Source organism: Arthrobacter luteolus NBRC 107841, from assembly GCF_001552075.1.
Taxonomy (GTDB): Bacteria; Actinomycetota; Actinomycetes; order Actinomycetales; family Micrococcaceae; genus Arthrobacter_B; species Arthrobacter_B luteolus.
In genome coordinates, this window is sequence record NZ_BCQM01000004.1 from 184,738 (window position 1) to 203,226 (window position 18,489).

The 18,489-nt window shown below is 66.2% G+C and carries 18 protein-coding genes and 2 tRNA genes; 7 read left to right on the forward strand and 13 right to left on the reverse strand.

The annotated features are described in order from the left end of the window. Window positions 1–2: 2 nt before the first annotated feature. The 3 genes from AL3_RS09475 to AL3_RS09490 all read right to left on the reverse strand — a co-directional run bounded on the left by AL3_RS09475 (window position 3) and on the right by AL3_RS09490 (window position 2,063). Window positions 3–707 (reverse strand): alpha/beta fold hydrolase, encoded by a 705-nt coding sequence (locus AL3_RS09475; protein ID WP_066299864.1) that lies wholly within the window; start codon window positions 705–707, stop codon window positions 3–5. 50 nt (window positions 708–757) lie between these two features. Beyond that, window positions 758–1,411: a DUF4232 domain-containing protein gene (locus AL3_RS18075; RefSeq protein ID WP_083521626.1), complete on the reverse strand. Its 654-nt coding sequence runs from the start codon at window positions 1,409–1,411 to the stop codon at window positions 758–760. A gap of 196 nt (window positions 1,412–1,607) precedes the next feature. Then, a complete protein-coding gene (locus AL3_RS09490; protein ID WP_066299874.1) occupies window positions 1,608–2,063 on the reverse strand; it encodes a 23S rRNA (pseudouridine(1915)-N(3))-methyltransferase RlmH in 456 nt (151 codons plus the stop codon). Window positions 2,064–2,178: 115 nt separating this feature from the next. On the opposite strand from AL3_RS09490, the gene AL3_RS09495 reads away from it, so the two are divergent. Next, complete coding sequence (locus AL3_RS09495; protein WP_066299877.1) at window positions 2,179–3,069, forward strand: patatin-like phospholipase family protein; 891 nt, start codon at window positions 2,179–2,181, stop codon at window positions 3,067–3,069. A gap of 52 nt (window positions 3,070–3,121) precedes the next feature. Here AL3_RS09495 and AL3_RS09500 read toward each other — a convergent pair whose 3' ends face one another. After that, window positions 3,122–3,397 carry a hypothetical protein gene (locus AL3_RS09500; protein WP_066299879.1) on the reverse strand — a complete coding sequence of 92 codons (276 nt, stop codon included), beginning with the start codon at window positions 3,395–3,397 and terminating at the stop codon, window positions 3,122–3,124. 279 nt (window positions 3,398–3,676) lie between these two features. On the opposite strand from AL3_RS09500, the gene AL3_RS09505 reads away from it, so the two are divergent. Further along, entirely contained in the window at window positions 3,677–4,699 is a 1,023-nt protein-coding gene (locus AL3_RS09505; protein WP_066299885.1) for a DUF808 domain-containing protein, read from the forward strand. Between the two features lie 78 nt (window positions 4,700–4,777). Here AL3_RS09505 and AL3_RS09510 read toward each other — a convergent pair whose 3' ends face one another. The 5 genes from AL3_RS09510 to tadA all read right to left on the reverse strand — a co-directional run bounded on the left by AL3_RS09510 (window position 4,778) and on the right by tadA (window position 7,531). Beyond that, window positions 4,778–5,590 (reverse strand): CPBP family intramembrane glutamic endopeptidase, encoded by an 813-nt coding sequence (locus AL3_RS09510; RefSeq protein ID WP_066299888.1) that lies wholly within the window; start codon window positions 5,588–5,590, stop codon window positions 4,778–4,780. A 75-nt stretch (window positions 5,591–5,665) separates the two neighbouring features. Then, entirely contained in the window at window positions 5,666–6,112 is a 447-nt protein-coding gene (locus AL3_RS09515; protein WP_246168651.1) for a rhodanese-like domain-containing protein, read from the reverse strand. A gap of 161 nt (window positions 6,113–6,273) precedes the next feature. Further along, window positions 6,274–6,363: transfer RNA gene (locus AL3_RS09520), tRNA-Ser, on the reverse strand. A gap of 104 nt (window positions 6,364–6,467) precedes the next feature. Beyond that, window positions 6,468–6,956 (reverse strand): pyridoxamine 5'-phosphate oxidase family protein, encoded by a 489-nt coding sequence (locus AL3_RS09525; RefSeq protein ID WP_066299890.1) that lies wholly within the window; start codon window positions 6,954–6,956, stop codon window positions 6,468–6,470. 83 nt (window positions 6,957–7,039) lie between these two features. Further along, window positions 7,040–7,531: a tRNA adenosine(34) deaminase TadA gene (tadA, locus tag AL3_RS09530; RefSeq protein WP_066299893.1), complete on the reverse strand. Its 492-nt coding sequence runs from the start codon at window positions 7,529–7,531 to the stop codon at window positions 7,040–7,042. An 80-nt stretch (window positions 7,532–7,611) separates the two neighbouring features. Here tadA and upp point away from each other — a divergent pair, with 80 nt between their 5' ends. From upp to AL3_RS09545, 3 genes are all read left to right on the forward strand, one after another. Continuing rightward, window positions 7,612–8,247 (forward strand): uracil phosphoribosyltransferase, encoded by a 636-nt coding sequence (gene upp, locus AL3_RS09535; protein WP_066299894.1) that lies wholly within the window; start codon window positions 7,612–7,614, stop codon window positions 8,245–8,247. A gap of 512 nt (window positions 8,248–8,759) precedes the next feature. Continuing rightward, window positions 8,760–9,614, forward strand: coding sequence for a winged helix-turn-helix domain-containing protein (locus tag AL3_RS09540; RefSeq protein WP_066299895.1), 855 nt, complete (start codon window positions 8,760–8,762; stop codon window positions 9,612–9,614). Window positions 9,615–9,670: 56 nt separating this feature from the next. Next, window positions 9,671–10,198: a SixA phosphatase family protein gene (locus AL3_RS09545; protein WP_066299901.1), complete on the forward strand. Its 528-nt coding sequence runs from the start codon at window positions 9,671–9,673 to the stop codon at window positions 10,196–10,198. Between the two features lie 30 nt (window positions 10,199–10,228). Here the strand turns inward: AL3_RS09545 and AL3_RS09550 are convergent, their stop codons facing one another. Together AL3_RS09550 and AL3_RS09555 are read right to left on the reverse strand one after the other, a co-directional pair. Further along, complete coding sequence (locus tag AL3_RS09550; protein ID WP_066299904.1) at window positions 10,229–11,653, reverse strand: dihydrolipoyl dehydrogenase family protein; 1,425 nt, start codon at window positions 11,651–11,653, stop codon at window positions 10,229–10,231. 136 nt (window positions 11,654–11,789) lie between these two features. After that, window positions 11,790–11,865 (reverse strand) — tRNA-Arg (locus tag AL3_RS09555). 304 nt (window positions 11,866–12,169) lie between these two features. Between AL3_RS09555 and AL3_RS09560 the strand changes: the two genes are divergently transcribed. Next, window positions 12,170–14,065, forward strand: coding sequence for a phosphoenolpyruvate carboxykinase (GTP) (locus tag AL3_RS09560; RefSeq protein WP_083521627.1), 1,896 nt, complete (start codon window positions 12,170–12,172; stop codon window positions 14,063–14,065). Window positions 14,066–14,171: 106 nt separating this feature from the next. On the opposite strand, the gene AL3_RS09565 is transcribed toward AL3_RS09560, so the two are convergent. Together AL3_RS09565 and AL3_RS09570 are read right to left on the reverse strand one after the other, a co-directional pair. Then, window positions 14,172–14,657, reverse strand: a complete 486-nt coding sequence (locus tag AL3_RS09565; protein WP_066299907.1) for a hypothetical protein — start codon at window positions 14,655–14,657, stop codon at window positions 14,172–14,174. A 4-nt stretch (window positions 14,658–14,661) separates the two neighbouring features. Next, window positions 14,662–16,068 (reverse strand): phosphomannomutase/phosphoglucomutase, encoded by a 1,407-nt coding sequence (locus tag AL3_RS09570; RefSeq protein WP_066299908.1) that lies wholly within the window; start codon window positions 16,066–16,068, stop codon window positions 14,662–14,664. Window positions 16,069–16,200: 132 nt separating this feature from the next. Between AL3_RS09570 and AL3_RS09575 the strand changes: the two genes are divergently transcribed. Next, window positions 16,201–18,387 carry a RecQ family ATP-dependent DNA helicase gene (locus tag AL3_RS09575; RefSeq protein ID WP_083521628.1) on the forward strand — a complete coding sequence of 729 codons (2,187 nt, stop codon included), beginning with the start codon at window positions 16,201–16,203 and terminating at the stop codon, window positions 18,385–18,387. Window positions 18,388–18,489 lie beyond the last annotated feature (102 nt).

The following is an 18,489-nucleotide window of genomic DNA, read 5'->3' on the forward strand; positions in this document are numbered from 1 at the left end:
AGCTACGCCGTCCGGTCCACCGCGGCCAGAATCGCCTCGCCCAGGTCCGCCGGCCGGGTGAACTGCGGCCAGTGCCCGGTGGGCAGGTCGACGAATTCGACGTCCTTGATCCGGGCCAGTTCCTGGACGAAGGGGTGCCCGTCCGCTACCCACTGCTGCAGCACAACGGACGGGAATTCGCAGGCAATCAGCGTGGCCGGCACGTTCCAGCGCCGCTCGTCGGAGAGCTCCTGCGGATCATAGGCCACGGCTGTCGGCTCCGGGATGGACCGGTCCCGGAACATGGTCCGCAAATCGTCGGTGAGGCCGATGAGATCCGCGGCTTCGAAGAACTGCCAGTCCGGCAGCGGGATCTCCCCGTTCACCTCGGGCAGCTGGTCATTGATGACCCCGCCGTCGCTCATCGGGCCTGAGTCCACATACACCGTGTGGGCAATCCGCTCCGGGCGGGCGTCCACCACCCCGTAGGCAATCGCCCCGCCGCCGGAATGCCCCACCAAGACCAGGGGTCCGTCCAGGTTGTCGACGGCCTGGACAACCGCGTTGATGTGGTCCCGCAGACCGATGCCGCTGCGGTCCGCGTCCGGAGACTCAAGCCCCGGCAGCGTCAGCGGATGAACCGTGTGCCCCGCGGCAGTGAGCGCAGGCGTGACCGCCGACCAGGAGGAGCCGTCCAGCCAGAAACCAGGAATAAGGAGAATGTCCATGGGCGGCACCCTATGCCAGCACGGTGGCACTGGCTAGCGGGTGGGCCGGGTCAGCCTGCCTGGAGCCTGTCGATGCCCAACAGCTCGATGTCCTCGCTGCTGCAGCCGGAACCGGCATGGGCAATGGTCAGGGACGCCGTGTCTTCCGGCGGGTACACAAGGAACCCGGACGTGGCCACGAGGCCGCAGGCGTCACCGTAGTTCTCCGGACGGGTTTCCCGCAGGACAGCGGTGGCCGACTGACCCGGTTCCAGGACCACCAGGGTCTCCGGTGTGCCCTCCGACCGGACCGCGGGGGCTCCAACCTGGCTGCCGGAGACACTGAGGTAGGAGACGCCGGGGAAGCCCATGGTGGAGCAGGTTGCCGAGGAGGTGTTGGTCAGCACCAGCGTGCGGTACACGCTGCCTGCCGCGCCGCCGCCGGCTGTGTCCTCAACAGCTCCGGTCAGCTTGTCCGCCGTGCACAGCGGCACGGTGGACGGAACCCCGGGCTCCAACGAGGCGCTGGGGGCCGCCGTCGCGGTTTCCGACGGCGTGGCGCTCGCCGACGCACTCGGGGAGGGGCTGGAGGAGCTGGCGGAAGGGGACTCGGCAGCTTCGTTGCTGCTGCCGGAACAGCCGCTGAGCAATACCGAGCCAAGCACTGCCAGGCCAGCCAGCCGGACGGTCAGGGCCGCCGGGGACTTCGAAACCGTAGTTCTCATGGATTCACCCTGAACCTGCGGCGGGGCCGGGTCAAACCGCACCGCGGGACGCGTCAGAAGCACACCAGATTGTTACGCAGTGACTGGGCAGTGAATACGCAGTGACTAGGCAGCGAAGTGGAAAGAAGCGCCACGGCATGGACCTCGCAGGGCACGCACGGCCGCGGCCCGCCGGGAGCTGAGAAACCAGGCGGGATTATTCGTGATGATAGGGACGGCCGCCGGCGATTTCCTGGGCCCGGTAGACCTGTTCCGCCAGAATCAGCCGCACCAGCTGATGCGGGAAAACCAATGGGGAGAGGGACCAGACGAAGTCCGCGCGGTCATGCACGCCCTGGTCGACGCCGTACGCACCGCCGATGATCAGCGTGACGTTGCGTGAGTTGTCCAGCGGTTTCTGCAGCGTTTTGGCCAGCTGCGGGGATGTGATGGCCTTGCCCCGCTCATCGAGCAGGATCACGTAGTCGCTGCCCAGCTTCGCGAGGAGCCGTTCAGACTCCTCCTTACGCGCGGCGTCGTTCTCCCGGGCGGAGTGCGGAATGGACACCCAGGACAGGTCGAAGGGCTTTTTCAGCCGCTTCTCGTAGCGTCGGATGCCGTCAATCACCCAGTCCTCGTGCTTGCGGCCGACCATCAGAACGCGTAATGCCATGACCCTATTCAATACCGGGCACGTCCTGTGCCGAAATGAACCCGGCGGCTGCCGCTCGGCGCTGCGCCGGTCTAGACTCCCGGCAGTGGTGCCGAGAGCTGAAGGAGCGCGGAACATGAGCGAGACACGGGCCATCGTCCTTGGTGGCGGGGGAGTTGCCGGAATTGCCTGGGAGATGGGGGCGCTCGCGGCACTGCTGCAACAGGGGATCAACCTCAACGCCGCGGACCTGGTCATCGGCACGTCGGCGGGATCAACAGTGGGCGCGGCCCTGCGCATGGGCCAGCTCCCAGCCGTGCTCGCGGCCCAGCTGGCTGACGCCGAGCAGGCTCCGGACACCGGCCCGGCTCCGGCCGCGGAGGAGTCCTACAAGGAGCCCAGCGGGTTCAGCAGCGAGGCATTCATTGAGCTGACGGCGACGGCGGGACGGGGCGACGGCGACGAGCGGGCTGCCCGCGCCCGGGTCGGCGAGCTGGCGCGCACCACGCCCGCGGTGATGACGGAGGGAGAGTGGGTCGCCAGCATCCGGTCGTTGCTGCCGGGCAGGCAGTGGCCGGACAAACCGTTCGGCATCACCGTGGTGGACGCCGAAGACGGAACCTTTACGGTGCTCGATTCAACGTCCGACGTCGAACTGGCCCGGGCGGTCGCCGCCAGCTGCGCTGTGCCCACGGTGTGGCCTCCGGTCACGATCCTCGGCCGGCAGTACATGGACGGCGGCATGCGCTCGGCCACGAACGCGGATGTGGCCGAGGGATACGGAAAAATCCTGGTGCTGGCGTGCGGTCCCGAAACGCCCGGAAGCCCGTTCGGGCCGAGCCTGCCCGAGGCCATCGCCAAACTGGACCAGCACAGCCGGACCTTCCTGCTCGAAGCCGACGAAGCGGCGCTCCGGGATTTCGGCGCCAACCCGCTGCTGCGCTCCACCCGCGGACCTGCGGCCCAGGCCGGGTGGCGCCAGGGAGACGACGTGGCGCAGGCGCTGCGGGAGTTCTGGGAAAACTAAGCCTGCAGGTCGGCAGAGCAGATGTGCCGCCGATATGACAGAGGGGGCCGGCTCAGGGCGGGGGCAGCTTCGTGGACTTGGGCCGCCCATCCGCCTTGCCGCCGTCGAGCCCTCCTATGCTCGCCACGTCGCCGATGAACCGGCGTCCGGAGACCTCGTTCCAGCGGGGCGCGGAGATTTCCTTGAGAACCAGCCATTTGCCGTCGTCGGGGCACTCCAACACCACCAGGACCCCGCCCGGAGTCACATGGTAGGCGTAGCGGGTGCCGGTCTCTTCGTCGTCGAGCTCTTCCACCGGGCTGTCAGGCCGCAGGATCCGTACCGTCACGGTGAATCTCCTGTCCGTGGGTGCGCCGGGAATCCCGGCGCAGTCGGGGTCTCACCGATAGGGTAGCCGCACAGCAGCCGCAAGCGAATGGGGACGCAATGGATCAGCGGCCGGGGCGGGGCGGGAGCCGGGAGAGGGCGCTGGCCGGAACCGTCCCAACTGATGCGCCCGGTGCGTGTCGACGGTCAGCCAGCCGCCATATAATCCGAAGATGCTAAACACGCGTTTCAACAGACGCTTCTCCGCCCAGCCGTCCATCTGCCTGCTGGGGCGCGGGCTGTGAGCGGCGGTCTCGTAGCCCTGCTGGATGACGTCGCTGCCCTTGCCCGGATAGCGGCGGCCTCGGTGGACGACATCGCGGCCGGAGCCGCCAAAGCGGGAGCCAAGGCCGCCGGTGTGGTGATCGACGATGCTGCGGTCACCCCGCAGTATGTGTCCGGAGCGGACCCGTCCCGCGAACTGCCGATGATCAAGCGGATTTTCTGGGGTTCGCTGCGGAACAAGCTGCTGATCATCCTGCCGGCCCTGCTGCTGGTCAGCGCGTTCGTTCCGGCGGTTATTCCGTTCATCCTGATGCTGGGCGGTACCTACCTCTGCTATGAGGGTGCGGAAAAGGTATGGCACAAGTTCTTCGGCCACCACACCGCCGAAAAGACGCCGGCCGTCGACCGGGGTCCGGACGCGGAGGCCAAGGTTGTTAAGGGTGCCATCACCACGGACTTCATCCTGTCCTGCGAGATCATGGTCATCTCGATGAACGAGGTGGCTGGGGAATCCCTGTGGGTCCGCGCGATCATCCTGGTTGTTGTGGCGCTCGCGATTACGGTGCTCGTTTACGGTGCCGTCGCACTCATCGTCAAGATGGACGATATTGGCCTGCACCTGACCACCAAGGACTCCGCGCGTTCGAAGCGCTTCGGCGAATTGCTGGTCAAGGGGATGCCCTCCGTGCTGGCAGCGATCACCCTTGTTGGCACGATCGCCATGCTCTGGGTTGGCGGCCACATCATGCTGCAGGGGGCCTACGACCTCGGCTGGCATCTGCCGTACGACCTGGTCCATATCCTCGAGTCACCTGTCGCCGGAATTCCGGTGGTGGGAGGGGCTCTGGCCTGGCTCGTGAACACCCTGTGCTCGGCCATCCTCGGACTGGCCTGGGGCCTGGTGGTGATGGCGGTCCTGCACCCGCTGCTCAAGGTTCTGCCGTTCGGCAAGAAGAAGGGCGGGCACGAGGCCGGCGACGTCCGCGCCGCCATCGCCGGCGCCCGGCCGGCGGATCGCCGGACCGAACCGGGCGAGTAACCGGGGTCTAGCCCAAAGAGTCCGAAGGCCCCGTTTCCCTTGTAGCCAAGGGGAACGGGGCCTTCGCAGTTGGCAGTGCTACCTCGGGATGGCCTTGGGACGCTCCGCAAACCGGCCTGAGACGGCCACCGCTGTGGCGGCGAGGGCCACCACTGCTGCGTTCGCCGCGATGGTGCCCGCCCAGGTTGCCGGTGGGATGCCGAAGGTGAAGCTGGCGGCGTTGAACATGGTGTGGCAGAGGATGCACAGGAACACTGCGTTCCTGGGCGAAACCGTGAAGATCGCGCCGTAGAGGAAGCGGAACGCCATGATCTGGACAGCGAACATCCAGAAGTTGATGAGGCCCGACTCGTGGTTTGTGCCGGGGATGAAGAACAGCGGGATGTGCCAGAGCAGCCAGATGAACCCGACCACCAGGGAGGACACCACAAAGCCCCACCGCCGTTCCAGCCCGGGCTGCAGTGCGGTCATCCAGCCGGCCTCTTCCATACCGCCGATGATGAGGTTGCCGGGCAGAGACAGTACGAACATGATGCAGGGAAGGGCGTGGACAGATGGCCCGGAGACCAGCAGGTGAAGCGAGAAGTACGTCACGAGTGCCGAGACGGCCAGCAGATAGCCCACCGGGCGGCCCCTGGCGAAGAACACGAGCTTCAGCCAGTCGCCAAGACCAGCGACCTTCCGGTTCCTTCTGAGGATGATGTAGGAAGCGATAGCCGGCGAGAGAATGTAGATCGCGAAGGGCACGTTCGCCAGGAACTCCGGCACCGTGGTGACGACATTGTTCACTTCATATCCGAACCGGGCCGCGATGATCAGCGCGCCGGAGCAGCCGTAGGCGATTCCGAACGTGAGGGCTGCGAACTGCCAGGCGCTGCGTGTGTCCGTCACGCTGCAACGGTATAACACCTGCTCAGCAGCCAATATCGGGCGCCTGCGGGGGTGGCAGGCCCGTTCAGTCCTGGTTCAGCCCTGTGCGTGCAGCGCTGCCCAGGCCTGAAAACCGCCGATCAGGTCGGTCGCCCTGGTGAGCCCCAGCCGCTGCAGGGTGTGGGCGGCGAGGCTGGAGCTGTAGCCCTCATTGCAGACGACGACGATCCGCCGGGTGTGGCCGCCTGCGATCGGAAGCCGGTGCGGGCTGGAGGGATCGAGCCGCCACTCGAGGACGTTTCGGTCAATAACGACGGCTCCGGGAAGGTCACCGTCGCGCTCCCGCTGATCGGCCGGCCGGGTATCCACAACGAGGGCGCCTGCTGCCATTTCCCGCTCAAGCTCGGAAGCAGGGACACGCTCGAGTCCGGCGCGGCTTTCCGCCAGCAGCTGGCCGATTGTCATAGCCCCCGGGGAACCGCTGGGATCTGCACTGCTGCGGACGGCTGAGGGACCGCCGTCAGAGATAGGACGCTCGTTCACATTTTCCTCGCTGCCTGGTCATCGGCCGGCCTTTCGCAGGGCCGGAGCTGCGGACACACCCACCCTAAAGACCCGGCGGGCATTTCGGGGCTTTGGGCCAACCGTGGGGGCCCCGGCAAAAGAAAAACCCCGTAGATCCAAGGGATCTACGGGGTTTTCCATGGCGGTGACGGTGGGATTTGAACCCACGTTGGCTTTTACACCAAACAACATTTCGAGTGTTGCACCTTCGGCCGCTCGGACACGTCACCAACGGGACAACCTTACCGGGTCATGGGCTCCAGCCCCAAAACGCCCCGGGCTGCGCCAGCAAACCGCCCACCATCAGCCGTTAGCCGCCCCGCCGCCAAACGAACTAAAGGTCGACGACGTCGTTCTTCCCGATGTCCGGAGTCTGCCCGGTCACCGCGCTCTTGCCGATCTTGAAGATGCTGGCGACCTTGGGCTCGTCCGAGATCCAGTACTCCGCGGTCTCACTGTTGACCTTGATCAGGGCGACCGTCGGGTCCTCGCGGCCCTGTTCAAACCAGGCGGCAGCCGAGGCCTTCCAAAGCTCCTGGATCCGCTCCTGGTCCTTGCTGATCTCCGCCCGGCCGCTGATCGAGAGGTAGCCCTTTTTATCCGCCACAGAAACGTTGACGTTCGGGTTGGCGCGGATCTCATCAGCCTTCGGTGACGGGTCCTGGGTGAAGAACCAGAGATTGCCGTCCGAATCCGTCTCCTGCAGCTCCAGTGGACGGCTGACAAGGTTGCCCTTGAGGTCCATGGTGGTGAGGTTGCCGATTTTCGCGTGCTCCAGAATGCTGACGACGCGGTCGACGCCTTCCTGATGCTCTGAACTCATGCCTGCTCCTAGCTGCTGTTGCTGCCATACGGACAAAAGCAAGCCTACTTATTAGTGGGCAGTCCGGCTAGTAAGCAGCCGGGCTAGTCAGCAGCCAGGGAACCGCCGGGCGTGCGCCGGGCACCGAAAAACTCCCGCAGCAGGGCGGCACACTCAGCCTCCCGCACGCCGGGAAACACCTCCACCCAATGGTTCAGGCGCGGCTCACGCAGAATCTCGAACACCGAACCGGCGGCGCCGGCCTTCTCATCCCATGCACCAAAAACCACCCGGGGGATGCGGGCCAGCACAATGGCCCCGGCGCACATGGCACAGGGTTCCAGCGTGACCACCAGGGTGCAGCCCGCCAGCCGCCACTCGCCGACGGCCGCCGCGGCCTGCCGGATGGCTACCACCTCAGCGTGCGCGGTGGGGTCGCCGGTGGCTTCACGCTCGTTGCGCCCGGTGCCCAGGATCCGGCCGTCCGGGCCCACAACGACGGCGCCAATCGGCACGTCCGACGTCGCCAGCGCCCCGCGTGCCTCGGCCAGCGCCAGCCCCATCCAGGCCTCGTGCTCAGTGGTGATGGATTCCATACAGTCATGGTCCCTTATTTCGTGCGGGGGCCCGCAATTTCCGGCCCGGGCGCCGGGAACCGCGATGGTAGTTTGTACTCATGCGCGTACTAGTAGTGGATCATCCCCTCGTAGCCCACAAACTGACGGTTCTCCGGGACAAGGACACCCCTTCACCGGTCTTCCGACAGCTCACCGAAGAACTCGTGACGCTGCTGGCCTATGAGGCCACCCGCAACGTCCGGGTAGAGCCCGTCAACATCGAAACCCCGGTCACCGCCGCCGTCGGTACCGGGCTGGTGAAGCCCACCCCGCTGGTGGTGCCGATCCTGCGTGCCGGCCTCGGCATGCTCGAAGGTATGACCCGGCTGGTCCCCACCGCCGAGGTCGGGTTCCTGGGCATGGCCCGCAACGAGGAGACGCTGGAGGCGATTACCTACGCTGAACGCCTTCCCGATGACCTGACCGGCCGTCAGGTCTTCGTGCTCGATCCGATGCTGGCCACCGGCGGCACCCTGCGCGAAGCCATCAAGTTCCTGTTCAAGCGCGGCGCCGCGGAAATCGTGTGCATCTGCCTGCTGGGCGCACCGGAGGGCCTGAGCGTCCTCCAGGAAGAGCTGGCCGAAGCCAACGTCACGATCGTTCTGGCGTCCATCGATGAGCGCCTCGATGAAAACGCCTATATCGTGCCCGGCTTGGGAGATGCTGGGGATCGGCTCTACGGGGTCGTCAACTAGTCCTCAGAGGGGATCTGACGCCGCGATTTGTCTCACTATGCGGACAAATCGCTATCGCTTGACTTCCAGCGGTTCATAAGTGTGCTTATGAGCCGCTGGTTTATTTAAGCGGCTTTCCAGGCAAAAATCCCTTATGGGAGTACGAATTAGCCCCGCAGGTCCGGAGTGACGAATCCTTCGGCAAGAGGGCATAATCCGTGAGTTCGGTCACAAAACACCACTTAAGGTCCACTATCTGAGACATGCCCGACTTTGTTACTTGTGCGTATCTCTTTGTTACATGCAATAATCCGTAACGTGAACATCCACACGACAGCATGTGTCGCAGATCTTCTCATTGGCAGCCATGCCGGCGCGAAGAACTGCTGTCGTCGAATGCAGGCCTAGGGATACCACCCCCAATCCCCAGCCAACACACAAGCCCAACGAAGGGCACAACCCCTGCGCCATCTCGACCGGGCACACCCCCTGCATAGTGCCGTGATGACGGCAATTCATTATGAGGTCCCAAAATGTCAGTAGCATCCGGGTACGTCCACATCTCCCTTCGCAATGCTCAGAACCGTTCTGCAGGAATGCCCCGCTCCTCGGCGGCTGGATTCCCCCGCCAGTTCGGTGCCCCGGGTGCCGCCCAGCAGTTTCCCGGCCAGGTCATTCCGACCGGTGCGCGCCCCTTCCGCCCAGCTCCTGAAGGGCTGCCCATGACTGCCCCCACTCCAGCCGCAGCACCTGCCGGCGCCGCTGGTCCGGCGTCCGCATCCAATGACAACGTTGCCCGCGGTTTCGTGATCTACGTCGGGCTCGACGAAGACACAGCCGCGGCCAACGGCACCACGCTGACCAAGCTGGCCCAGGAAATCCGGGCGCACGTCCAGACGCTCGTCCCTGGCGCACAGAGCCATGCCGCCGTCGCACTGGCTCCGACCGACGCGGCCGGCTCGGATATCGACGTCGTTCGCCAGGCGCTGGGCGACCCGACCGTGAACCGCCGCCTGCGCCAGGAGACTCCGGCCCCGGCACCCGTGCAGCCCAGTGCTCCGCGTCCCTCCGGAGTCCTGATCGACCTTTCCCGGCGCGAAGTCCACCTGGACGGCGAAACCCTGAACCTCACGTTCAAGGAATTTGAGCTGCTGAACTACCTGGTGGAGAACGCCTCCCGCACTGTGGGACGCGAAGAGCTGCTTTCCGGGCTGTGGCGCAACGCGGAGGAAATGCCCAACGAGCGCACCATCGACGTGCACATCCGGCGGCTGCGCTCCAAGCTGGGCCGCCTGGCTAACACGGTCCGGACCGTGCGCGGGCAGGGCTACCGTTTCTACGAACACCCCGAGGTCGTCGTCTGGGCGGCACCGGAGTACAGCATCTAGTTTGCCGGGCGGGAGGCCGGCCGGGTGCCGGCCTCCCGCGCGGATAGACTTGGCCCATGAGCGGCCACCACGTAAAAAAACTGATGCTGCTGAGGCATGCCAAGGCAGACTGGCCGCGCGAGGTCACTTCGGACCACGAACGTCCGCTGTCCGGCCGCGGGCACCGCGATGCGCCGCAGGCCGGCATCTGGATGCGGGAGCACGACGCCGTTCCGGACTTCATTCTCTGCTCCTCCGCCCTGCGCACCCGGCAGACCTGCACCTGGGTGTGCGACGAGCTGGGGGAGAAGGCTCCGACCGCGAAACTTGAGGACCGGCTGTACGACGCCTCCGCCGGCTCCATCCTGACCGTCATCAACCATGTGCCGGAGACCGTCACCAGCCTGTTGGTGATCGCCCACATGCCCGGAGTTCAGGATCTGGCCATGCGGCTGGCCTCGGTATCCTCCGACGAGGACTCGGTCATGGACATGGCCACCCGCTACCCGACCTCCGGGCTCACGGTGATGGATGTGGAGATTCCGTGGGCCGAACTGGACGGCAGGGACGCGAAGATCACCCACTTTGTGGTTCCCCGCGGCTGACTGGCTGCCGGTGGCACGGGCCGCCGAAGGTTAGAGCCCGTATTTCTCCAGCAGGCGCAGCCAGACCTCGCTGATGGTGGGATAGGCCGGAACCGCATGCCAGAGCCGGTTCAGCGGAACCTCCCCCGTCACCGCTATGGTGGCCGCGTGCAGCAGTTCGGCGACTCCCGGACCGGCGAACGTGAACCCGACGGAAATCGACCGGTCCTCATCCACCACCATCTGGGCCCACCCTTCATAACCGTCAGCGAACAGCGATGACCCCGCCACGCTGATCGGCAGGGAGGTCTCTGAGATCCGGATTCCCCGCTCCCTGGCCTGTTCCGGAGTCAGACCCACCATCGCGATTTCGGGGTCCGTGAAAATCACCTGCGGCACGGCTGCGTGGTCCGCTGTGGCCGCGTAGGGGCTCCACGGCGGAGGGGCATCAAAGCCGATCTCGCCCTTGGCCCGGGCCGCAATCGCGGCGCCCGTCGCCCGGGCCTCGTACTTGCCCTGGTGCGTCAGCAGGACCTTCCCTGCGGCGTCGCCGACGGCGTAGAGCCAGTTGCCGGCGCCGGTGACCAGGCCGCTGTCATCGGTCGCCAGCCCCTTGGGGTCCAGTCCCAGGTCCTCCAGCCCCAGTCCGCGGAGCGATGGACGCCGTCCGGTGGCGACCAGCAGCCTGTCACCGTACAGAAACTCGCCGCCGGGCAGCGCCATCACAATGGACCCGGAGTCATCCCGGAAGACCCGTTCAGCGGACGTGCCGGTGTGGATCTTCACACCGTCGGCCCGCAGACCGGCGGCGACCAGCTCGGCGGCGGGACGCGGGAACAGTTCCAGCAGGCCGTGCCGCGCCACCAGAGACACCTCCGAGCCCAGCCGGGCATAGGCCTGGGCCAGTTCGGTTCCGGCGACGCCGCCGCCCAGGACCAGCAGGCGCCCGGGTACTTCCCCGGCGGAGGTCGCATCCCTGGTGGTCCAAAAGCCGGTCTCTTCCAGGCCATCGAGCGGTGGAGTGACCGGCGTGGAACCGGTGGCCAGGACGACGGCGTGCCGGGCCGTGAGGTGCGCACCGGCACCGGTGTCGCCGGTTATCTCCACGGCACGTTCGCCGCTGATCCGGGCGCGGCCGCGGACCAGTCCGATGCCTGTTCTTTCCACCCACCTGACCTGCCCGGCGTCGTCCCAGCCGGAGGTGAAGGAGTTCCGGCGCTTGAACACGGCGGACGCGTCGAGGGGGCCCGCCACCGCTTCGCGGGAACCGTCCACCGCCTTCGCCTCCGCCAGGGCGGTGCCGGGACGGAGAAGAGCCTTCGACGGCATGCAGGCCCAGTAGGAGCATTCACCGCCGACCAGGGCCGACTCCACCAGGATGGCCTCAAGTCCCGCCTGCACCACACGGGCCGCGGCGTTCTCACCCGCAGCTCCGGCTCCAATGACTACAACGTCTGTCTCCAAGGATTCAGCCATGGAGACGAGCCTTCCATCTAGGGCAGCTGGGAACAAGGTGCGGGGAAGGAGTCCGGCCGTGGCCCTCCGGTTCCAGCAGCTGAACAAGAAAAAACCCGGTCCGACCGCATTTCTGCTGGTCGAACCGGGTTTTCAGTGGTGCGCGCGAAGGGATTCGAACCCCCAACCTTCTGATCCGTAGTCAGATGCTCTATCCGTTGAGCTACGCACGCATTCTGGAATATCCTTGGATTCTTCGCTTTTCAGCGCTTCTTTCAAGTTCTTCCGTGGCTGTTTGGCCGTAGATAACTATAGCGGGGTTCCTGGGAGAACGCCAATCGAGTTCCGTTACGCCCAAACACTAGACCGGTCTATATGACCTTCGTCACACCAAAGCCCTCCGAAAGGTGAATTTGCCCTGAAATCTAGGGAGACAGGGGAGGTGTAGGACACATAGGTAGTATCTTTCCGCACCGGAATCACAGGGATGGCCAAATAGCATCAAAAAACACCACTGACCCAACGAAGGGAAGAGTCATGGGCGATGACGCGCGTCAGCTAGTTCTCGATGAGAGCGGCAACGCTGCTCCTGGCCAATTGCAGGACAGCAAGATCAAGGGAGCCTCCAATGAGGCGCCCACAACCCACCGTGCCCTGCTTGCCTGGGTGCAGCAGGTGGCCGAGCTGACGCAGCCCTCCGCGGTCTATTGGGTCACCGGTTCGGAAGCAGAAAACAAGGCGCTGACGGATGAACTGGTCGACGCCGGCACCCTGACCCGCCTGAACCCGGAAACCTTCCCGAATTCCTTCGCGGCCTTCTCCGATCCCAAGGATGTTGCCCGCGTCGAGGAGCAGACCTTCATCTGCTCCGAGAAGAAGGAAGACGCCGGCTTCACCAACAACTGGATGGACCCGGCCCAGATGCGGACCAAGCTGGACGGCCTCTTTGCCGGCTCCATGCGCGGCCGCACCATGTACGTCATTCCGTTCGTGATGGGACACCTCGACGCCGAGGACCCCAAGTTCGGTGTGGAAATCACCGACAGCGCCTACGTGGTCGCCTCCATGCGGATCATGGCCCGCATCGGCACCGACGTGCTGCGGAAGATGGAAGAACTGGATGCCTTCTTTGTTCCGGCGCTGCACTCCGTCGGCGCTCCGCTGGCCGAGGGCGAAGCCGATGTGGCCTGGCCGTGCAACGAGGAGAAGTGGATTGTCCATTTCCCCGAAGACCGCTCCATCTGGTCCTACGGCTCCGGCTACGGCGGCAACGCGCTGCTCGGCAAGAAGTGCTACGCCCTGCGGATCGCCTCCGTGATGGCCCGGGACGAAGGCTGGCTCGCCGAGCACATGCTCATCCTGAAGCTCACCAGCCCGGAAAAGAAGGACTACTACGTCTCCGCGGCGTTCCCCTCTGCCTGCGGCAAGACCAACCTGGCCCTGCTTGACCCCACGGTCGAAGGCTGGAAGGTCGAGACCCTGGGCGACGACATCACCTGGCTGCGCTTCGGGCACGACGGCGAACTGCGCGCCACCAACCCGGAGGCCGGCCTGTTCGGCGTCGCTCCGGGCACCGGCTGGAGCACGAACCCGAACGCGATGCGCGCCATTGCCAAGGGCAACTCCATCTTCACCAACGTCGCGCTGACCGACGACGGCGGTGTCTGGTGGGAGGGAATGACCGATGACGTTCCCGCGCACCTGACCGACTGGCTGGGCAACGAGTGGACCCCGGAGACGGAGACCCCGGCAGCCCACCCGAACTCCCGGTTCTGCACTCCGATCGACCAGATCGACATGCTGGCCGAGGAATACCATTCCCCGGAGGGTGTGCCGGTTTCCGCCATCCTGTTCGGCGGACGCCGCAAGACCACGGTGCCCCTGGTAACCCAGGCACGCGACTGGGCCAGCGGTATCTTCATGGGCTCCACCCTGTCCTCGGAGACCACGGCCGCTGCCGCCGGTGCCGTGGGTGTTGTCCGCCGCGACCCGATGGCCATGCTGCCGTTCATGGGCTACGACGCCGGTGACTACCTCAAGCATTGGATCACCCTCAGCGGCAAAGCCGACCAGGACAAGCTGCCGGGGATCTTCCTGGTCAACTGGTTCCGCCGCACGGCCGACGGCGGCTTCGCCTGGCCCGGCTTCGGCGAGAACTCGCGTGTGCTCAAGTGGGTCATCGAGCGCCTCGAAGGCAAGGCAGACGCCGTCGAGACTCCGATCGGCTTTGTGCCGACCGGGAACTCGATCGATCTCGCGGGCCTGGACATGACTCCGGCCGAGGTTGAGGCCGCGGTGAACGTGGACCCCGCCGAATGGGAAACCGAGCTGGCCGGCATCGACGAGTGGTACGCCCGCTTCGGTGAGTCGCTGCCGGAGGAGCTCTCCGCGAAGCTGGCCGAGGTCAAGGAGCGCTTCGCTGCGGCCAAATAGCAGCTGACACACGCAAAAGGGAGGATCCCGCACCGGGTGCGGGATCCTCCCTTTTGCTTAGTGCTGTTTCCGCCGGGCACATCCGCCCCGCGGGAACTGAGGCAGGTTAGGCCTCGGCGTCGTCCGCTGAGTTTTCCGCAGCGTCCTCAGCTGCCCAGACGATCGGCTCGCCGGACTCCCAGATCGGGTCGCTGAAGGTCCACTGACCATCCTGCTCGGAGTAGGTCTGGATCGCGGAGATGCACACACCTTCGGAGTGCTCGGCCACCACATGGATGGCGTCGGTGCCCTCATCCGGCAGGGTGATGTCGGAGAAGACAGCCACGGCGCGGTTCTGGTCCTTCTGATCCGCCAGCACGGTGTAGAGGTCGTCGATCATCGCCTCTGCATCCAGTTCTTCGTCGCTCTCCTCGGGAGAGACGGCAACCATCCGCAGCTCGCCGTCGTTCTGCACCACGAGGGCAGCGGGCAGGAAAGCCCCCTGCGCTTCGAGCTGTTCCTGCGTGACACCGAGGGCGGTGCCCAGCAGCGAGTTCAGGTCATCCTGTACCTGGGCGGAGGGTTCTCCGCCGGCCAGTTCTACATCAGCCATGAGCTCATTTCCTAACTAGTTCAAGGACACGGTCGCGGACCTGCTCCATGGTGGAGAGGTCCTCTGCCTCGGCGTTCAGCCGGAGGAAGGGTTCGGTGTTGGACGCGCGGAGGTTGAACCACCAGGCGCCGTCATCTGAGGTGAAAGTCAATCCGTCCAGGAGATCGACGGTGACGCCCGGCCGTTCGAACTCCGCGCGGACACGGGCCACCGCGGCGGGAACGTCGTCGAGCTTTGAATTGATCTCGCCCGAGGAGAAGTACGGCTCGTACTCCCGCGCCAGGTCGGAGAGCGGCAGTCCCTGTTCCCCGAGGGCGGCCAGCACGTGCATGGCGGCCAGCATGCCGGTGTCTGCGTTGTAGAAGTCGCGGAAGTAGTAGTGCGCCGAGTGCTCGCCGCCAAAGACCGCGCCTTCGGAGGCCATCAGGGCCTTGATGAAGGAGTGCCCGACGCGGGTGCGGACCGCACGGCCGCCGGAGGCTTCGACCAGTTCCGGCACGGCACGCGAAGTGATCAGGTTATGGATGATGACCGGAACGTCCTCACCGGCAGCCATCGCCCGGGCGATCTCGCGGCGGGCCACGAGGGCGGTGATCGCCGACGGGCTGACCGGCGCGCCGAGCTCGTCAATCACGAAGCAGCGGTCCGCGTCGCCGTCGAACGCCAGGCCCAGGTCCGCGCCGTGCTCGACGACGGCGGCCTGCAGGTCGCGGAGGTTTTCCGGTTCCAGCGGGTTGGCCGGGTGGTTCGGGAAGGACCCGTCCAGTTCGAAATACAGGGGGACGATGTCCAGGGGCAGGCCGGGCAGGAGGGAATCTCCCAGCACGGCGGGCGTGGTGAGGCCGGCCATACCGTTGCCGGCGTCCACCACAACCTTCAGCGGGCGGATGCCGCGCAGGTCCACCAGGTTGCGCAGGTACGCGGCGTAGTCGCCGAGGACATCCTTGACGCTGACCTGGCCCGGGTTTTCCACGGACGGAATGACGCCGTCGTTGAGGTAGCGTTCCGCGGCCTCCTGGATTTCCTTCAGCCCGGTCTCGGAGGAGATGGGAACGGCACCGGCCTTGGCCATCTTGATGCCGTTGTACTGCGCGGGGTTGTGGCTGGCGGTGAAGGTGACACCGGCTGCATTCAGGGAACCGCAGGCGTAGTAGAGCTCGTCCGTGGAGATCAGGTCCAGGAGCAGCACAAACGCACCGCGCGCCGTGGCACCGGAGGCGAAGTCCTTAATGAACTCGGGGGAGGACTGGCGCATGTCGCCGCCAACCACGATGGTTTCCCCGGCCAGCTCCAGCACGTCCACGAAGGCAGCGCCGACGGCTTTCACGATCTGGGGGGTGATGGTCTCGCCGACGACACCCCGGACATCGTAGGCCTTGAAGGACGCAGAGAGATCAAATGCAGTAGTCACGCCTTGAAGTCTATAGGGGAGCGCAGGCCAGCCCGGCAAGCAGGCCGCCGCCGGCTGTGCACAGGCGGCTTTTTCCACAGGTCTCCGGCGGAACGCGGCCCGGTGTCGGCGGAGGCTGGAATAGTGGAAGGTATGGAATCCGCATCCGTCTCCGCGCAGAACGTCCAGTCTTCCTCCGCATCCAACCCCGGCCAGGCCGGCGGCCCAGGCGAGGCCGCAGCCCTGCGGGCAGAGGCAACTGCCTTGCTGCGGGCCCTGGTGGGCCGGGAGGATGCCGAGTTCCACGAAGGCCAGTACGAGGCGATTGAGGCCCTGGTCCGCGGCGGGCGGCGGGCCCTGGTGGTCCAGCGCACCGGCTGGGGCAAGTCCGCGGTCTACTTCGTGGCCAGCCTGCTGCTGCGGGCGCGCGGAGCCGGCCCCACCTTGATCGTCTCGCCGCTGCTGGCACTGATGCGGGACCAGGTCTCCGCCGCAGCCCGCGCCGGAGTCCGCGCCGCGGCGATCAACTCCGCCAACCAGCTCGAATGGCAGGACATCTCCGCCCGGCTGGAAGCAGACGACGTCGACGTCCTCCTGGTCTCCCCGGAGCGGCTGAACAACCCCGGGTTCCGTGAGAATCATCTCCCGGAACTCATCCGCCGCTCGGGCCTGCTGGTGATTGACGAGGCCCACTGCATCTCCGACTGGGGACACGACTTCCGGCCCGACTACCGGCGGATCCGGCACCTGATCGAACAACTGCCGGCCGCGGTGCCCGTGCTGGCCACCACGGCCACAGCCAACTCCCGCGTTGTGAAGGATGTGGAGGAACAGTTGGCTTCCGGCGGCGAGGAGGTCTTCACCATCCGCGGCGCCCTCGCCCGGGATTCCCTGCGCCTGGGAGTGCTCCGGCTGCCCAGCCCGCGCAGCCGGCTCGCTTGGCTCCTCACCCACCTGGCGGACCTGCCCGGCAGCGGCATCATCTACGCCCTGACCGTCTCCGCCGCCGAGGACACCGCGCGGCTGCTGCAGAAGGCCGGGCACCAGGTGCTGGCCTACACCGGCCGCACCGATCCGGCGGACCGCGAACAGGCCGAAGCGGCGCTGAAGAACAACGAAGTGAAGGCGCTGGTGGCGACAAGTGCGCTCGGCATGGGGTTCGACAAACCGGACCTCGGCTTTGTGGTGCATCTGGGCGCACCCTCGTCCCCGGTGGCGTATTACCAGCAGGTCGGACGTGCCGGCCGCGGCACCCCCAACGCCGATGTGCTGCTGCTGCCCGGCTCCGAAGACCGGGACATCTGGGAGTACTTCGCAACCTCTTCCATGCCTGCCGAAGGCCCGGCCAACGCCGTGCTGCGGGAACTGGCCGACGGTTCGGTGCTTTCAACGGCGGCGCTGGAAACCCTGGTGAACCTGAAACGTTCACCGCTGGAACTGCTCTTGAAAGTCCTGGCCGTGGACGGCGCCGTGGAACGGGTCACCGGCGGCTGGCGGGGGACGGGACGGCCGTGGACCTACGACCGCGAGCGGTATGAGCGGATCGCCGCGGCCCGGGTCAAGGAACAGCAGGCCATGCTGGACTACGAAAACACCAGCAGCTGCCGGATGGAGTTCCTCTCCCGGCAGCTGGATGATCCCGCGGCGGCTCCCTGCGGGCGGTGCGACAACTGCGCGGGGCGCTGGTATCCGGACGACGTCGCCGCCGAGGCAACGGACAGCGCCGGGCAGGCGCTCAGCAGGGTGGGTGTGGACATCGATCCGCGCGGGATGTACCCCACCGGCATGGAACGTCTGGGGGTGCCGGTGAAGGGCAAGATCAAGCCCGACACCGCCATCTCCACAGGGCGGGCACTGGCCCGCCTCACCGACCTCGGCTGGGGCGGCCGGCTGCGCGAGATCTTCGCGTCCGGAGCTGAAGACACACCCGTGGACCAGGCGCTGCTGCAGGGCTGCGTCCAGGTGCTGGCCCAGTGGGGCTGGCAGGAACGGCCCGTCGCGATTGTCAGTGTGCCGAGCCGAACGCGTCCACAGCTGGTCGGTTCCCTGGCGCAGGGACTCTCCGAGCTCGGCCGGATTCCGTATCTGGGTGCCCTGCAGCTTCCCCACGGCGGACCGTCAGGCGGCTCCGGGGGTAACAGTGCCTTCCGGCTGGCCTCGGTCTGGGAGCAGTTCGCGGTGCCGGACGGCGGCGCTGACTGGTTCGCCGCCAACCCCGGCCCGGTGCTGCTGGTGGACGACTTCGCCGACAGCCGCTGGACCCTGACCGAAGCCGGACGCACGCTCCGGCTGGCCGGCGCGGAATCCGTGCTGCCGTTTGTGCTGGCGCTGAAGGCTTAGCTGGTTCGGGCCGGGTGAGGCACCATACCGGGGAGCGGAACCCAGCCGCCGGGCAATGCCGGGTCATGCCGGACAATTAGCCCAGCAGCCCAGCAGAACCCG

Bases quoted from the DNA above. Each gene is read 5' to 3' on its own strand.
- AL3_RS09475 (WP_066299864.1), bottom strand. From the start codon at position 707: ATGGACATTCTCCTTATTCCTGGTTTCTGGCTGGACGGCTCCTCCTGG.
- AL3_RS18075 (WP_083521626.1), bottom strand. From the start codon at position 1,411: ATGAGAACTACGGTTTCGAAGTCCCCGGCGGCCCTGACCGTCCGGCTG.
- AL3_RS09490 (WP_066299874.1), bottom strand. From the start codon at position 2,063: ATGGCATTACGCGTTCTGATGGTCGGCCGCAAGCACGAGGACTGGGTG.
- AL3_RS09495 (WP_066299877.1), top strand. From the start codon at position 2,179: ATGAGCGAGACACGGGCCATCGTCCTTGGTGGCGGGGGAGTTGCCGGA.
- AL3_RS09525 (WP_066299890.1), bottom strand. From the start codon at position 6,956: ATGAGTTCAGAGCATCAGGAAGGCGTCGACCGCGTCGTCAGCATTCTG.
- tadA (WP_066299893.1), bottom strand. From the start codon at position 7,531: ATGGAATCCATCACCACTGAGCACGAGGCCTGGATGGGGCTGGCGCTG.
- upp (WP_066299894.1), top strand. From the start codon at position 7,612: ATGCGCGTACTAGTAGTGGATCATCCCCTCGTAGCCCACAAACTGACG.
- AL3_RS09540 (WP_066299895.1), top strand. From the start codon at position 8,760: ATGTCAGTAGCATCCGGGTACGTCCACATCTCCCTTCGCAATGCTCAG.
- AL3_RS09545 (WP_066299901.1), top strand. From the start codon at position 9,671: ATGAGCGGCCACCACGTAAAAAAACTGATGCTGCTGAGGCATGCCAAG.
- AL3_RS09550 (WP_066299904.1), bottom strand. From the start codon at position 11,653: ATGGCTGAATCCTTGGAGACAGACGTTGTAGTCATTGGAGCCGGAGCT.
- AL3_RS09560 (WP_083521627.1), top strand. From the start codon at position 12,170: ATGGGCGATGACGCGCGTCAGCTAGTTCTCGATGAGAGCGGCAACGCT.
- AL3_RS09565 (WP_066299907.1), bottom strand. From the start codon at position 14,657: ATGGCTGATGTAGAACTGGCCGGCGGAGAACCCTCCGCCCAGGTACAG.
- AL3_RS09575 (WP_083521628.1), top strand. From the start codon at position 16,201: ATGGAATCCGCATCCGTCTCCGCGCAGAACGTCCAGTCTTCCTCCGCA.